This window comes from Sphaerisporangium sp. NPDC005289 (assembly GCF_040607455.1).
Lineage (GTDB): Bacteria > Actinomycetota > Actinomycetes > Streptosporangiales > Streptosporangiaceae > Sphaerisporangium > Sphaerisporangium rhizosphaerae.
Map to the genome: position 1 here is coordinate 121,820 of NZ_JBEXGS010000005.1, position 14,334 is coordinate 136,153.

At 74.0% G+C, this 14,334-nt stretch carries 11 protein-coding genes; 8 read left to right on the forward strand and 3 right to left on the reverse strand.

The features are described 5' to 3' along the window. Positions 1-154: 154 nt before the first annotated feature. From ABZT47_RS11320 to cutA, 4 genes are read left to right on the forward strand one after another with little or no spacing between them, the layout of a single operon-like run. Positions 155-1,525 carry a solute carrier family 23 protein gene (locus ABZT47_RS11320; RefSeq protein WP_354839042.1) on the forward strand — a complete coding sequence of 457 codons (1,371 nt, stop codon included), beginning with the start codon at positions 155-157 and terminating at the stop codon, positions 1,523-1,525. Further along, positions 1,522-2,418, forward strand: coding sequence for an FAD binding domain-containing protein (locus ABZT47_RS11325; protein WP_354839045.1), 897 nt, complete (start codon positions 1,522-1,524; stop codon positions 2,416-2,418). Before ABZT47_RS11320 ends, ABZT47_RS11325 begins: the two co-directional genes overlap by 4 nt. Beyond that, complete coding sequence (locus ABZT47_RS11330; RefSeq protein WP_354839048.1) at positions 2,411-2,929, forward strand: (2Fe-2S)-binding protein; 519 nt, start codon at positions 2,411-2,413, stop codon at positions 2,927-2,929. The genes ABZT47_RS11325 and ABZT47_RS11330 overlap by 8 nt, the downstream gene beginning before the upstream one ends. Next, positions 2,926-5,316 (forward strand): aerobic carbon-monoxide dehydrogenase large subunit, encoded by a 2,391-nt coding sequence (gene cutA, locus ABZT47_RS11335; RefSeq protein WP_354839051.1) that lies wholly within the window; start codon positions 2,926-2,928, stop codon positions 5,314-5,316. The genes ABZT47_RS11330 and cutA overlap by 4 nt, the downstream gene beginning before the upstream one ends. Positions 5,317-5,598: 282 nt before the next feature. Here cutA and cydB read toward each other — a convergent pair whose 3' ends face one another. The 3 genes from cydB to ABZT47_RS11350 all read right to left on the reverse strand — a co-directional run bounded on the left by cydB (position 5,599) and on the right by ABZT47_RS11350 (position 8,869). Next, positions 5,599-6,528: a cytochrome d ubiquinol oxidase subunit II gene (cydB, locus tag ABZT47_RS11340; RefSeq protein WP_354839054.1), complete on the reverse strand. Its 930-nt coding sequence runs from the start codon at positions 6,526-6,528 to the stop codon at positions 5,599-5,601. Positions 6,529-6,537: 9 nt separating this feature from the next. Next, positions 6,538-7,974, reverse strand: coding sequence for a cytochrome ubiquinol oxidase subunit I (locus ABZT47_RS11345; RefSeq protein ID WP_354839057.1), 1,437 nt, complete (start codon positions 7,972-7,974; stop codon positions 6,538-6,540). A 178-nt stretch (positions 7,975-8,152) separates the two neighbouring features. Then, positions 8,153-8,869 carry a polysaccharide deacetylase family protein gene (locus tag ABZT47_RS11350; RefSeq protein ID WP_354839060.1) on the reverse strand — a complete coding sequence of 239 codons (717 nt, stop codon included), beginning with the start codon at positions 8,867-8,869 and terminating at the stop codon, positions 8,153-8,155. 691 nt (positions 8,870-9,560) lie between these two features. Here ABZT47_RS11350 and ABZT47_RS11355 point away from each other — a divergent pair. The 4 genes from ABZT47_RS11355 (at position 9,561) to ABZT47_RS11370 (ending at position 14,300) form a co-directional block, all read left to right on the forward strand. Next, positions 9,561-10,571, forward strand: a complete 1,011-nt coding sequence (locus ABZT47_RS11355; protein ID WP_354839062.1) for a Crp/Fnr family transcriptional regulator — start codon at positions 9,561-9,563, stop codon at positions 10,569-10,571. A 169-nt stretch (positions 10,572-10,740) separates the two neighbouring features. Next, entirely contained in the window at positions 10,741-11,646 is a 906-nt protein-coding gene (locus tag ABZT47_RS11360) for a hypothetical protein (protein ID WP_354839064.1), read from the forward strand. Between the two features lie 561 nt (positions 11,647-12,207). Then, complete coding sequence (locus tag ABZT47_RS11365) at positions 12,208-13,017, forward strand: carbon monoxide dehydrogenase subunit G (RefSeq protein WP_354839067.1); 810 nt, start codon at positions 12,208-12,210, stop codon at positions 13,015-13,017. 380 nt (positions 13,018-13,397) lie between these two features. Further along, positions 13,398-14,300: a hypothetical protein gene (locus tag ABZT47_RS11370; RefSeq protein ID WP_354839070.1), complete on the forward strand. Its 903-nt coding sequence runs from the start codon at positions 13,398-13,400 to the stop codon at positions 14,298-14,300. The last annotated feature ends 34 nt before the right edge of the window (positions 14,301-14,334 follow it).

Here is a 14,334-nt window from a genome sequence, read left to right on the forward strand (position 1 = left end):
GATCGTCACCTTTGGCAAGTCCTTACCATGTGGACGGCCCTGGACTGGTCTAATGTGCCGCAACAAGCCACAACGGCAATAACGGTACGACGCCGCGGAGGTCCGCCTGCGGGGTGGCCACCGACCGCCCGGCCCGGTCAGTGAAGGGGCTCTCATGGCCTTCGGTTGGAAGTTGCACGGGGACGGGCGCGGTCTGACGCCCGGCGAGGTGGTCAGGCCGGACGAGCGGCTGAGCTGGCCGCGCATGGTGGGGTTCGGCGCGCAGCACGTCATCGCCATGTTCGGGGCGACGTTCGTCTTCCCCCTGATCATGGGCCTGAACGCCAACGTGGCGATCATGATGTCGGGTGTCGCGACGATCCTGTTCCTGCTGATCGTGCAGGGCAGGATCCCGAGCTACCTGGGCACGTCGGCCTCGTTCGTCGGCGGCGTGGTGGCGATCCGCGCGGCGGGCGGCGACGACGGCACGGTCACCGGGGCCATCCTGGTGGCCGGCGTCGTGCTCGCGCTGTGCGGCGTCGCCGTGCACTACCTCGGCGTCGGGGTGATCAACCGCGTCTTCCCGCCGGTGGTGACCGGCGCGGTGGTCATGCTCATCGGGTTCGGCCTCGCCTACGTGGTCGCCGACGTCTACTGGCCGCAGGACCCGTGGATCGCGCTGATCACCATGATCGTCACCGGCGTCATCCTGGTGGCGTTCAAGGGGTTCGCCGGCCGCATCGGCATCCTGCTCGGCCTGGTCGCGGGCTTCGTCCTGTCGTGGGTCGCCGACAAGGCGTTCGGCGCCATCACCGCCTTCAACGCCGGCGCCGGCAAGGTCGACACCCACCCGCGGGTGAGCTTCCAGGGGGTGACGGACGCCTCCTGGTTCGGCTGGCCCGACCTGCACGCACCGAACTTCACCGTCTCGGCCATCGTGCTGGTGCTCCCCGCGGTGATCGCGCTGATCGCCGAGAACGTCGGCCACGTCAAGGCCGTCGGCGAGATGACCGGCACCGACGTCGATCCGTACATGGGGCGGGCGGTCTTCGCCGACGGCGTCGGCACGGCGCTGGCCAGCGCGGTCGGCGGCTCGCCCACCACGACCTACGCCGAGAACATCGGGGTCATGGCGGCGACCCGGGTCTACTCCACCGCCGCCTACTACATCGCCGCCGTCGTGGCCATCCTGTTCGGGTTCATGCCCAAGTTCGGCGCACTGGTGGCGGCCACGCCGGGCGGCGTGCTCGGCGGCATCACCGTCATCCTGTACGGCATGATCGGCCTGCTGGGCGCCAAGATCTGGATCGAGAACCGCGTGGACTTCGCAGACCCGGTGAACATGGTCCCGATCGGGGCGGGCATCATCCTGGCGATCGGCCCGGTGTCGCACCAGATCACCGGCGACTTCTCGCTGGCCGGCATCGCGCTCGGCACCGTCGTGGTCCTCGGCGGGTACCACCTGCTGCGGGCCATCTCCTGGCGGAGGACGGGCCCGGGCGGCGCGGCGCCGGCCGTCGCCGAAGGGAGAGAGACCAGCGCGTGAAGCCACCCCCGTTCGACTACCACGCGCCCACCGGCCTCGGCGAGACCCTGGAGGTCCTCGCCGGGGCGGGGGCGCACGCCAAGGTGCTGGCCGGCGGCCAGAGCCTGATCCCTCTGCTCAACATGCGGCTGGCCTCGCCGTCGCACCTGGTGGACATCAACCGCCTCGCCGAACTGGACACCATCGTGGTGCGGGGCGGCGGGGTGCGCGTCGGCGCGCTCGCCAGGCACGCGGCCGTCGAGCGGTCCGAGGCCGCCGCCCGGGCCCAGCCGCTGCTGCGGGCCGCGCTCCGTCAGGTGGCGCACCCGGTGATCCGCAACCGCGGCACCGTGGTCGGCAGCCTGGTCCACGCCGACCCCTCGGCCGAGCTGCCCGCCGTGCTCACCGTGCTGGAAGGGTCGGTGCGGCTGGCGCGGCACGGGGGCGGCGAGCGCGAGGTGCCGGCGTCGGAGTTCTTCGTCGGGCCCCTCGAGTCGGCGCTGCGCCCAGGAGAGCTGGCCGTCTCGGCGTTCTTTCCCGCGCTGCCGCCCCGCGCGGGCAGCGCCTTCTGCGAGGTGGCGCGCCGGCACGGCGACTACGCCGTGGCCGGGGCCGCCGCCGTGGTCGTGCTGGACGACGACCAGCGCATCGCCTCCGCCCGGGTGGCGTGCGTGAGCGCCGGGCCGGTCCCGGTGCTGCTGGACCTGTCGGAGGTGTGCGCCCGCAGGCCCGCCGCGTCGGCCGACTGGGCCGCCGTCGCGGCGGCCGTGCGCGACCGCGTGGACCCCGAGGGGGACATCCACGCCACCGCCGACTACCGTCGGCATCTGACCGGGGTGCTGGCCGAGCGGGCGCTGCGCGTCGCCGCCCAGGAGGCCGCCGGCGAGGGAACGGGGGAGTCCGCCGATGGGTGAGGCGCTGCACGAGATCGCGCTGACGGTCAACGGGGTGGTGCGGCGGGCGCGGGTCCCGGCCCGGCGGCTGCTGTCGGACTGCCTGCGCCACGACCTCGGCCTCACCGGCACCCACGTCGGCTGCGAGCACGGCGTCTGCGGGTGCTGCACGGTGCTGATGGACGGCGCGCCCGCCCGCTCGTGCCTGACGTTCGCGGTGACGGCGGACGGGCACGAGATCACGACCGTCGAGGGGCTGGCCGGGCCGGACGGCGCGCTGTCGCCGGTGCAGCGGGCGTTCTCCGAGTGCCACGCGCTGCAGTGCGGCTTCTGCACTCCCGGGTTCCTGTGCACGGTCACCGCGCTGCTGCGCGAGACACCTGCGCCGACCGACGAGCAGGTGGTCGAGGGCATCTCGGGCAACCTGTGCCGGTGCACCGGCTACCAGAACATCGTCAAGGCGGTCCACCGGGCGGCCGAGCTGATCGCCGACGAGGACGGGACGCCGGCCGCGGCGGGTGGTGAGGCGTGACGACCAGACTGTTCGGCGAGCCGGTCCAGCGCAGGGAGGACCTGCGGCTGATCACCGGGCAGGGCCGCTACCTGGACGACCTGGGGCACGACGCGCTGGCCGCGGCCTTCGTCCGCTCGCCGCACGCGCACGCCCGCATCCGCGACATCGACGTGTCGGCCGCCCTCGACGTGGACGGGCTGGTCGCGATCTACACCTGGGAGGACCTGCCGGAACGGGTCCGCGACCCGCTGCCGCTGCTGATCCCGCACCCGGCGCTGACCCACGGGCGCACCGCCTACCCGCTGGCCAGAGAACTCGTCCGGCACGTCGGCGAGCCGGTCGTCATGGTCGTCGCCCGCGACCGCTACCTCGCCGAGGACGCCGCCGCGCTCATCGAGGTCGACTACGAGATCCTCAAGCCGGTCGTGGGCATCGAGGAGGCCGCCCAGGGCGCCCACCTGGTGCACCAGGACGTCCCCGGCAACCTCGGCGCCCACCTGGTGCAGGAGGTGCCCTCCGCCGCGGGCCGCGGCGCCCGGGAGGCCGTCGAGGCGGCGCCGCACGTGCTGTCGTTCCGCCTGGACTTCGAGCGCAGCGCCTCCACGCCACTGGAGGGGCGCGGCGTGTACGCGCGGTGGGACGCCGACGACCGGTCGCTGCGGGTCTACAGCTCGACGCAGACCTCGACCAGCGTGCGCATGGCCATCGCCGCAAAGCTGGGGCTCCCGCTGCCCTCGGTGGAGGTGATCGCCCCCGACGTCGGCGGCGGGTTCGGCGTCAAGATCGTCCACCCCTGGCCGGAGGAGGTGCTCGTCCCCTGGGCGGCGATGCTGCTCGGCCGGGAGGTCAAGTGGGCGGAGGACCGCCGCGAGCACTTCGTCTCCTCGGCCCACGAGCGCGGCCAGGTGCAGCACGTGCGCGTCGGCTTCGACGACGAGGGGCACGTGCTGGGCCTCGAGGTGACGATCCTGCACGACCACGGCGCCTACACCCCGTACGGCATCATCGTGCCGATCATCACCTCGACCCAGCTGCTCGGGCCGTACCGCATCGGCGCCTACCGGGTCGAGTTCTCCTCGATCTACACCAACACCGTGCAGGTCACCCCGTACCGCGGCGCCGGGCGCCCGCAGGGGGTGTTCTGCATGGAGCGCACGATGGACCGCATCGCGGCCCACCTCGGCATGGACCGCGCGGCGGTGCGCGCCGCCAACTTCATCCAGCCCGGCGACTTCCCCTACGACCAGGGGCTGGTCTTCCAGGACGGCCGCCCGCTGATCTACGACAGCGGCGACTATCCCGAGTCGCTGCGCATGCTCAAGGAGCTGATCGGCTGGGACGGCTTCCCGGCGATGAAGGCCGAGGCGGCCGCGCGCGGCCAGCGGCTCGGCATCGGGCTCGGCTGCTACGTCGAGGGCACCGGCGTGGGCCCCTACGAGGGCGGCCACGTGCAGGTGACCTCCGACGGACGGGTCCACGTCTCCACCGGCCTCACCTCGCAGGGCCAGGGGCACGAGACGGTGTTCGCGCAGATCGCGGCCACCGAGCTGGGCGTGCCGATGTCCAGCGTGTCGGTGGTGACCGGCGACACCCGGCGCTTCGGGTACGCCGTCGGCACCTTCGCCTCGCGGGCCGCCGTGATGAGCGGCAACGCGATCGCCCTGGCCTGCCGCAAGGTCCGCGACAAGGCCCTGCGCATCGCCGCCGAGGCGCTGGAGGCCGACCCGCGCGACCTCGAGATCGAGGACGGCGTCGTGCGCGTCGTCGGCGCCCCCGGGGCGTCGCTGCCGCTGGCGACGGTCGCCGTGCTGTCCAACCCGCTCAGGTACGCCTTCGACGAGGAGGCCGCGCGGGCGACGCAGTTCGCGGGGCAGGCCCCGATGGACCGGCCGCCGGTCGAGGAGGGCGAGGAGCCGGGACTGGAGGGGCGCGACTACTACTCGCCGGTGCGCTCGACCTTCGCCTCCGGCATGCACGCCGCCATCGTCGAGACCGACCCCGACACCGCCGAGATCCGCATCCTGCGCTACGCCGTCGTGCACGACTGCGGCAAACTCATCAACCCCATGATCGTCGAGGGGCAGATCCACGGCGGGGTCGCGCAGGGCGTCGGCGGGGCGCTGTACGAACGCATGGTCTACGACGGGCACGGTCAGCTGCTCAACGCCTCCTTCATGGACTTCCTGATGCCCTACGCCACCGAGGTGCCGGCCATCGAGACCGCCCACCTGGAGACGCCTTCGCCGCTGAACCCGCTCGGCATCAAGGGCGCGGGCGAGGCGGGGGTGATCCCGGTGTCCGCGGTGATCGCCTCGGCGATCGAGGACGCCGAGGGGCTGTCCGTCGACCGAATGCCCATCTCCCCGTCCGAGCTGTACGAACTGCGCCGCTCCGCGAGGCGCTGACAAGCCCCGCCGGCCTCTCATGGCGAAGGCCGCCACGGGGTGGCGGCCTTCGCGCCCGCTCCGGCGGGGGCGGGGGGTGCCGACCGGTCAGGTCGGCTCCGGTAGGCGGATGACGTCGGACGGCGGGGTGGAGGAGGGACGCCGTGGCTCCCTCACCCCTCCCGTGTCGGGCCGGTCGTCGCGTCCACCAGCGGGGACGCGCGAACGGCGGCGCAGCAGCCGGTCGATGAGCCGTTTGAGCCCCATATGCATATGACGTCCGTGGCCCTGCGGAGAGTTCCCTCAGGCGGTGACGCGCTTGCGGAACACCCAGTAGGTCCAGGCCTGGTAGCCGAGGACGAACGGCAGGGCCGCCAGGCCGATCCAGGTGAGCACGCCCAGCGTGTACGGGCCGGACGCCGCCTCGGCGACGGTCAGGCCCGGCAGCGGCGCGCGCCACAGCGTGCCGAACAGCGCGGCCGTGGCCAGGGCGATCGAGGCGGCGGTGGCGGTGAACGCCCAGCCCTCGCGGCGGCGCCAGAGCAGCGCGGCCGCGGCGGTCAGCGCGCCGGCGGCGGCCCCCGCGGCCAGCCACGGCAGCGGGTGGGCCGTCCAGCCGCCGCCCGCGGCCCCCGCGGCGGGGATGCCGGGGAGCGCCAGGACGGCGACCGGCAGAGCCACCGCCGCGATGCCCGAAGCGGCGCGGCGGGCACGGGCGCGCAGCGGCCCGGTCGTCTTCAGCGCGACGAACACCGCGCCGTGCACCAGGGCCAGCGTCAGCGACAGCGCGCCGCCGAGCACGGTCGCCACCGCCGTGCCGTACAGCAGGTTGCCGAAGATCGCCCCCCAGAGGAACGCGGTCAGCGCGCTGCCGGCCACGATGCCCGCGTCGCACAGCGCGCGCTCCCGCGCGGTCACCTTGCCGCGCCACTCCAGGGCGACGCCGCGGACGATCAGGCCGGCCAGCACCATGACCAGCGGCAGGTAGAACCCGCTGAGCAGCCCCGCGTACCAGGCGGGGAAGGCCGCGAACATGGCGCCGACCGCGGTGATCAGCCACACCTCGTTGCCGTCCCAGACCGGGCCGATCGTCTCGAGCATCTGCTTGCGCTCGGCCTCGCCCCTGGTCAGCAGGGGCAGCAGCGCGCCGACGCCGAAGTCGAAGCCCTCAAGGACGAAGTAGCCGGTCCACAGGAAGGCGACGACCAGGAACCAGAAGGTGGTGAGTTCCATCGCGCTCTCCTAGTACATGAGGGTCGGTGTGAGGCGGGCCGCCTCGGCGTCGACGTCGCCCGGCCCGCGCGGGTCCGGCGACACGGTGAGGGGGTCGGGCCCGGCCTTGACGTGCCGCACGAGCAGGCGGGCCTCCGCGATCGCCAGCGCGCCGTACAGGACCGTGAAGACGGCCAGCGATGCGGCCACCTCGCCGAGCGACACCCCGGGCGACACGCTGGCCGCGGTGAGCAGCTCGCCCTGGACGGTCCAGGGCTGCCGCCCGATCTCGCTGAGCAGCCACCCGGCGATCACCGCGAGCGTGGGCAGCGGGAGGGCGAGCAGGCCGGCGCGGGCGAACCAGGCGGGGACCGGGCGGCGGCGCCGGGTCAGCCAGAGGCCGAGCAGCGACAGCCCCACCGTCGAGAGCCCGAAGACGATCATGAGGCGGAACGACCAGTAGACGACGGGGATGTTCGGCCGGTAGTCGGCGGGCCCGAACTCCGCCTGGTAGCGCCGCTGGATGTCCTCGACGCCCTGCACGCGGGCTTGCGGGTCGTGCGCGGCCAGCAGGCTCAGCAGGTTCGGCACCTCGATGCCCGGCACGGGGGAGAACGGCGCCCCGGCGGTGTCGTGCCGCAGCCCTTCGGCGGCGGCCAGCTTCATGGGCTGCTGCTCGCCCATGTACCGCGCGGACGCATCGCCGGTGCCGGCAAGGACGGCCCCGGCGATGGCGGTCATGACCAGCGCGCCCCGCAGTGCGCCGCGCCACATGGCCGGGTCGCCGGGGACGCGGGCGGCGCGGGTGAGCGGGACGGCGGCGTCCCCGCCGGTGGCCGCGCGACGCTCGCGGGTGATCCGGTAGCCGCTGACCGCGATGACGAAGCCGCCGGCGACGACGAAGGCGGCGGCGACCACGTGGGGCACCTGGGCCAGGGCCGTGGGGTTGGTCAGGACGGCCCACAGGTCGGTCATGCGGGCCCGGCCGTCGACCACCTGGTAGCCGACCGGGTGCTTCATCCAGGCGTTGGCGGCCAGGATGAAGTACGCCGAGATATTCGAGCCGAGCACCGCGGCCCAGATGCAGGCCAGGTGCACCCGCTTGGGCAGCCGGTCCCAGCCGAAGATCCACAACCCGAGGAACGTCGACTCCAGGAAGAAGGCGAGCAGCGCCTCAAGGGCGAGCGGCGCGCCGAAGACGTCGCCGACGAAGGTGGAGTACTCACTCCAGTTCATCCCGAACTGGAACTCCTGCACGATGCCGGTGACCACGCCCATCGCGAAGTTGATCAGGAAGAGCTTGCCGAAGAACCTGGTCAGCCGCAGGTAGTGCTCCTTGCCCGTGCGGTGCCAGGCGGTCTGCAGGCCGGCGACGAAGACCCCGAGGCCGATCGTCAGGGGTACGAAGAGAAAGTGGTACACGGTGGTGACCCCGAACTGCCACCGTGCCAGATCCAGTGCGTCCATGCACCCCTCACCCGGGCCCCTCAGCTCTACGTCTTGTAGTTCTACTTCTAGTAGTACTACGGCTTGTAGAGTAAACGTGGTGCGGAGGTCATGCCGTCCTGTGCGATCTTCGTCACACCCCCGCCCGCCGGTCCCCCGGCGACGGGTCAATGGTCGGCCTCCCGGCCCGGCCGGGGCGTCACCCCACCGGCTGATTCCCCCCTACACCGCCCGGCGGAGCGGGCAGGCGCACGCCCGCCGCCCTGAGGTAGGCATCCAGGTTCCCCAGTTCGAAGCCGCGCCGCTCGATCTTGTCGAGCAGGATCCGGAAGTCCCTCGCCAGATGGGCGCGGAAGTGCAGGAGCAGGATGTCGCCGGGGTGCAGCCGCTTGTCCGGCGTCTGGTAGGAGATCTTCCCGCCCGGCTGCACCGTCGCCGTCCACAGCAGTACGGCCGGCAGCCCGCACGACTTCGCCGCCCGCAGCGTGGTCCCGGTGTAGTTGCCGAACGGCGGCCGGAACAGCACGGGCCTGCGCCCGATCTCCCTCGCCACGACCTCGGCCGAGCCGCAGATCTCCTTGCGCTGCGCCCGGCTCCCGAGGTTCCACAGGTTCGGATGGGTCAGCGTGTGGGCCTCGACCGGCACGCCGAGGTCGCGCAGCTCCCGGAAGTAGGACCACTTGCCCGCGCCGACGTACCGTCCGCCCGCCGCCCCCGGGTCCGGCACGCCGCGCGCCTCCACCGCGTCGCGCATCGCGAACACCGTGATGGGGACCGCCCGCTCCCGGACCAGCCGCACGAACCCCGGATCCTGCTCCCAGCCGTCGTCGATGGTGAGGAAGACGACCTTCCGCCGGGTCGGGATCGAGCTGATCACCGGCACGACCTCACCGGCCTGCGCCCGGACCCGCCCCACCTCCCCGTCCCGAGGCGCCGCCCCCACCGGCACCGAGGAGACCGCGGGGCCCGAGGAGGCTTGCGGGCGTGGAGTGAGCGTGGGGCCTGCGGGAACCATGGCGCTCGGAGACACCGCGGGACCCGGCGAGGAACGCGGGAGGGGCCCGTCGGTGATGGGGGGCCGCGCCTCGGGTGGCCGGCCGGAGGTGGGGCGGACCTGCGATGATCCGCCCATGCCAGGGGGGACCCGAGGCCGTTCGGCGGAGGCCGCGCCCACCGGGGGCGCCTCGCCGGAGGCGGTCCCGCCCATCGAGCAGACCACCAGAAGTCCCAGTCCCGCGGCCGCGCGTGACGCCTTCCGTCCCCAGATCATGACGGGCAATCTTGCCATCACGCCGATCCCTTGCCGAAAGCGCGCGATCCGGCCGGCCGCCGTTGTTGCCCATCCGCAAGGTATCCGCAAGGACGTCGACGGAGGGTAGGACCCGCGAACGGGAACGGTCGCGCCGCGGCCACGCCGTGCACCCGAGAGGCCATCGCCGTCGGCGACCCGGCCTCCCGGGGCTCCACGCGTGCGCGCCGCCGGCACGCCGGCCCGCGCTCGCGCGGCAAGGCACGGGTGGGGGCCCGGGCACGGACCATCGGCCCTCAGGCGGCCGGCGTGAGGTGGGAGGACTGCCATGACCGGCCCCGTACCAAGGCGGGCCTGCGTGATCCGCAATGTGGGCGCCTGGCCCCGGCGCGGCCTGCTCGGCGGTCTGCCCAGCGAGGTGAGAGACGAACTGCTGGCGCTGGGGAGGCCCTGGCAGTACGCGGCGGGGACCGCCCTGACCACCGAGGGCGAGTGGTCCGCCGACGCGATCCTCCTGCTCGACGGCTGCGTCGGCATCACCAGCACCCGTCCCATGTCCGCCTCGGCCGCTGTCCCGAGGATCGGCACGGCCCCCGGCTCGGGCGGCACCTGGGACGCGGCGGCCGTTCCCGGTATAAGCGCCGTCCCCGAACCGCGCAAGGGCGACGATCCCGGTAGTGATGACGATCCTGGTGTCGTGCCAGGGCGGGGTGCGGGTGACGATCCGGGTCGTGATGACGGTCCTGGTGTCGTGCCGGGGTGGGGCAAAGGCGACAGTGACCGGCAGGGGGCGGTACCCCGCTCCGGCATGGGGGACGGTCCGAGGAGTGTGCCAGGGGCGGGTGGCGTCGCGGGCAGGGCGGCGCTCGTCGGCATCCGCGCCGGAGGCGACCTGGTGGGGGAGGCCGCGGTACTGGCCGGGCGGCGCCAGGAGGTGACGGTCACCGCGGCGGACGCCTGCCTCGCGCGTCGCATCCCGCCGCGGGAACTGGCCCGGCTCGCCGTGCGGTTCCCGGAGTTCGCCCACGCGATCTACGGCCCGACCGGCGGGCGCCGCGCCGCGGCCCGCCGGTACGCGACGGGCGCGTACACGGCGATGGGCCGGCTGGTCCGCGTCCTGGTCGAGCTGGCCCGCTGCTACGGCGAGACCGTCCCGGAGGGCGTCATGATCGGGGTCTCGCTCACCCGGCCGGAGCTCGCGGGACTCGCGGAGGCGGAGGACCCGGCGGTCGGCCGGGCGCTGACCGTGCTGCGCCGGACGGGCGTCATCGGCACCGGGTACCGGCGCATCGTCGTGCACGACATCCGCGCGCTGCGCGCCTCCGCCGAGACGGGCGACGGTCCCGCCGGCGGCGGTCCGGCGCGGTGATGACCGCGGTGGTGCCTGCGGTGGTGTCCGCGGAGGTGCTTGCGGTGGTGTCCGCGGTGATGACCGCGGAGGTGCCTGCGGGGATGACCGCGGTGCCGAGGTGGGGAGCGCGGCGCCGGGAGGGGAGCCGCGTATCCGTCGAAACGATGAGATGGGAGGGAGAGCACTGGTGAACGATCTGGGGGGAGAAGTACGCCGACTTTGCGTCGCCGTCGACGCCGAGCAGGACGGGGGGCGATCCGGCGTGCGGCATGGGGAGACGCGCCGCCGCCTCGCCGAGGTGATCGAGGAGGCCGCCGCGCACGCGGGACTGGACCGTCTCTACATCGCCGACCCGCTCCCCGCGCCGCCGAGCGCCGAGCAGGGCACGGCCGACCTCGCCCTGCCCGACCCGTCCGGCCTCGAGCACGGCACCGCCGGCCACGTTCCGCTCGACTCGTCCGGCGTCGCCCGCCATCCGGCGTCCGGCGTCGCCTACGGCATCGGCGGCTCCGCTCCGCCCGAGCCGTCCGGCTTCGATGAGGGCACGGGCGGACGGAACGCCACCGCGTCGCCGCGCGCCGAGGACGGCGTCTCGGGGCCGGTGGGGTCCGGCGCCGTCGCGGGGGCGGGTGCCGGGCCGCTGCTCATCCTGCCGCCGGGGGTGAACGAGGCACGGGTGATCGCCGGGCTGACCGGCGAGCTGCGCATCGCCCTGCGGCGGCGCAACGAGCGCGCCGGCACGGGGGCGTCCGCGCGGCTGCGGCTGCGCGTGGCGTTCCACCAGGGGTCGATCAGCATCGGGGACGACGGGTTCGCGGGCCGGGCGGCGGCCACGGCCCGCGCCTTGCGCGACAGCGACGAGGTTCGGGCGGCGCTGCGGCAACGCCCGGGCGCCGACCTGGCCGTCGCCGTCTCGGCGCCGCTGTTCGAGGACGTCATCGAGCACGCCCACCGAGGCCTGGTGCGGCACATGTTCCACCCGGTGACCCTGCGTTCCGTGGACGCCGGGACGCGGGTCTGGATCAGCGCGCCCGACGCCCTGCACACCTTGTACGGCGGTCACCCCGTGGAGTTACCCCTGACCGCCGGCTGACCCCCGGCCCCCACGACACCGACGGACGCCGGGGGTCCGGACCTACCGCTGACCCCGGCGTCCACAGGAGGTCGGCGGGAACGTCCGGTCCCGGGTGGGTCGGCGGGAACGTCCGGTCGCGGGTGGAGGCCGGTACGAACGTCCGGCGGCGGGCGGCCAGGACGGCGGCCCAGGCCGTGCCGCCGCCGGACAGGCCGGGTACTGGGAGGGAAGGGGAGAGCCTTTCCGGTACCCGGCCACTGGCCGGTGGACTCTGATCCCACTGCCGTCCCAAGCCCGCGCCCGCGCGGGGCGGGCACCCCGCATAGCCGCGCCGCGACATGCGTGAGGTCCAAGCCCGCGCCCGCGCGGGGCGGGCGCCGAGCCGTGCTGGAGTCGTCTCCGTTGCGAGCGCGGCTTGTGGAGGGTGGGGTGGTGTTAGCGTGACCTTGAGGCGGGGCGGGGATGTCGGCGTCACCCCGGCGGCGGCGACATCTGACGAGGTCCGGCCGGTCGGGCGGGCAGAAGTTGCCCTTATGCGTGCCACGGCCCGTCCCTAGTCTCTCGGCATCGGAGGTGTCCATGAAGGTCGTCGGCAGTGCCGTCGTCGGGGTCGACCGCAACAGCGTGTGGGCCGCGCTCCAGGATCCGGCCGTGCTGGTGCGCACGATCCCCGGATGCGAGCGGCTGGAGGCCACGGGCGCCGACACCTACCGCATGACGGTCAGCGCGGGCGTCGCCTCCATCAAGGGCATCTACCAGGGCGAAGTCGCCCTGTCCGACCCGCACGAGCCCGAGCGGTTCACCCTCCGCGCACGCGGCGCCGGCGCGCCCGGCACGGTGGAGGCGACCGTGCTCATCCGGCTCAGCGAGGTCGACGGCGGCGCGACCCGGGTCGACTACGACGCCGAGGCCGTCATCGGCGGGATGATCGGCGGCGTCGGGCAGCGGATGCTGGGCTCGGTCGCCAAGCGGACGGCCGGTGAGTTCTTCAGCGCCGTCGAGCAGCACCTCCAGGTCACCGCCGCGACCGCCCGGGCCGCGGCGGGCACCGGCCCCGCCGTCGTCGCGCGGCAGGCCGGTGCTCCGCAGGCCGGTGCTCTGCAGACCGGTGCTCTGCAGGACGGCGGGTTGCCGGCGTTGGTCCCCGCGGCGGCTCCGGCCGCGCCTGGGGCGGTGACGGCCGCCGGCTCGGCGGCGGCTCCCGCGGCGGCGCTCGCCGGGCAGGTGTTCGAGCGACCGCGCGCCGAGGCGGGGCAAGGGGGTTTGGCGTCCCGCTCCGGCGGCACGCCGGTCTGGCCGGTGCTGACGGCGTTCGGCATGGGCGCGGGCGTCGCCCTCGGCAGCGCGGTCATCGGCTGGCTCCTCGGCCGCTCCGGCCGCGCACGCTGACCCGCCCCGCCGCCCCAGGTCCGCCGATCGAGGGCCGGCGATCAGGGTGCGCCGATCAGGGTGCGCCGATCAGGGTGCGCCGATCAGGGCCACCGACCTGGGTTGGTCGACTTGGGATACGTCCACTGGTCTGGGTCGACTGGTCTAAGTCGACTGGTCTGAGTCCACTGGCCTGGGTCGACTGGCCTAGATCGACTGGTCTGGGTGCACTGACCTGGGCCTGCCCGGGCTGGTGACCCAAGGGGTTCTCATGGCCGGGGTGGGGGTTCGGTGCGAGTGGTGGGTGGTTTGCCATGGTCGGAGGCATATGGAGGTTCTGATGTGGTCTGGGGATATTGTCGGACCTCGCGGAAGAGGATCTCCGGGCGTAACGTGGGGATATGCGAGAGTTCCGTGCGGAGGACGCTCGATCAGAGGCTCGGCGGCTCATCCACGACCTGCTGGGTGAGCGGCAGCCGACGGCCGCCTCGCTCCTGGGCGACGCCGCGACCGTGCTCGGCGCCGAGCGCACCGCCCGCTGTGCCGAGCTGGCGCAAGGAGCCGCGCTGACCCGGCGTTCCTCGGAGCTGGCGGCGATCGCCGGCCTGCTCGTCGGCACCGGAGTGCTGGGCGCGGACTGGTGGACCTCCGGCCGCGGCGGCAAGATCCCCGCGCCGGACGAGGTGCTGGCCGCCAACACGGCCATCGAGCCGTGGATCGACCTCACCGTCCTGGAAATGCTCGCAGCCTGGATCGCCGACGACGGCGCCGACGCCGCCTGGGGCCCGCCGGTCGCCTCCGTGGACCTCAACTCCTGGCAGGCGGAGGACCGCGTCGAGCTGCCGGCGGACGCCGTCCCCGGCGCGCGCCTGGTCGTCGCGTTCGACGCGGGCGGCCGGCTGGACGCCGTGGTGGTCGAGCGGCCGGACGGCGCGCTCGGGTCCAACCTCGACTTCTCCTCGCTGCGCTACTCCCGGGCCGCCGAGGCCCAGTGGAGCTGGGGCGTCGCCGCGGGGCTCGGCCCGCACCCGCTCCCCGGCGAGGACCCCGACCCCTACGCCGACACGGTCGACCAGCAGGCGGCCGAGTACCTCCGCCAGTGGGCGCTGCGCCACGGCGCCACCGGCGAGCAGGTCGGCGCGCGCTGGCAGGCCAAGGGAGACGTGGTCGCCGCCGTCGAACGCGTCGACTGGATGTGGCGCAGCGGCGAGTGGTTCGCCTGGTGGCGGGCGACGTCCGCGCTGCTCGGCGGCGACCCCGTCCAGCTCGCCTCCCGCATGGACGACATCGCCTCCGCCTCCTGAGCGGGCCACTCGGCCCGCGGTCCGCCCTCCCTCG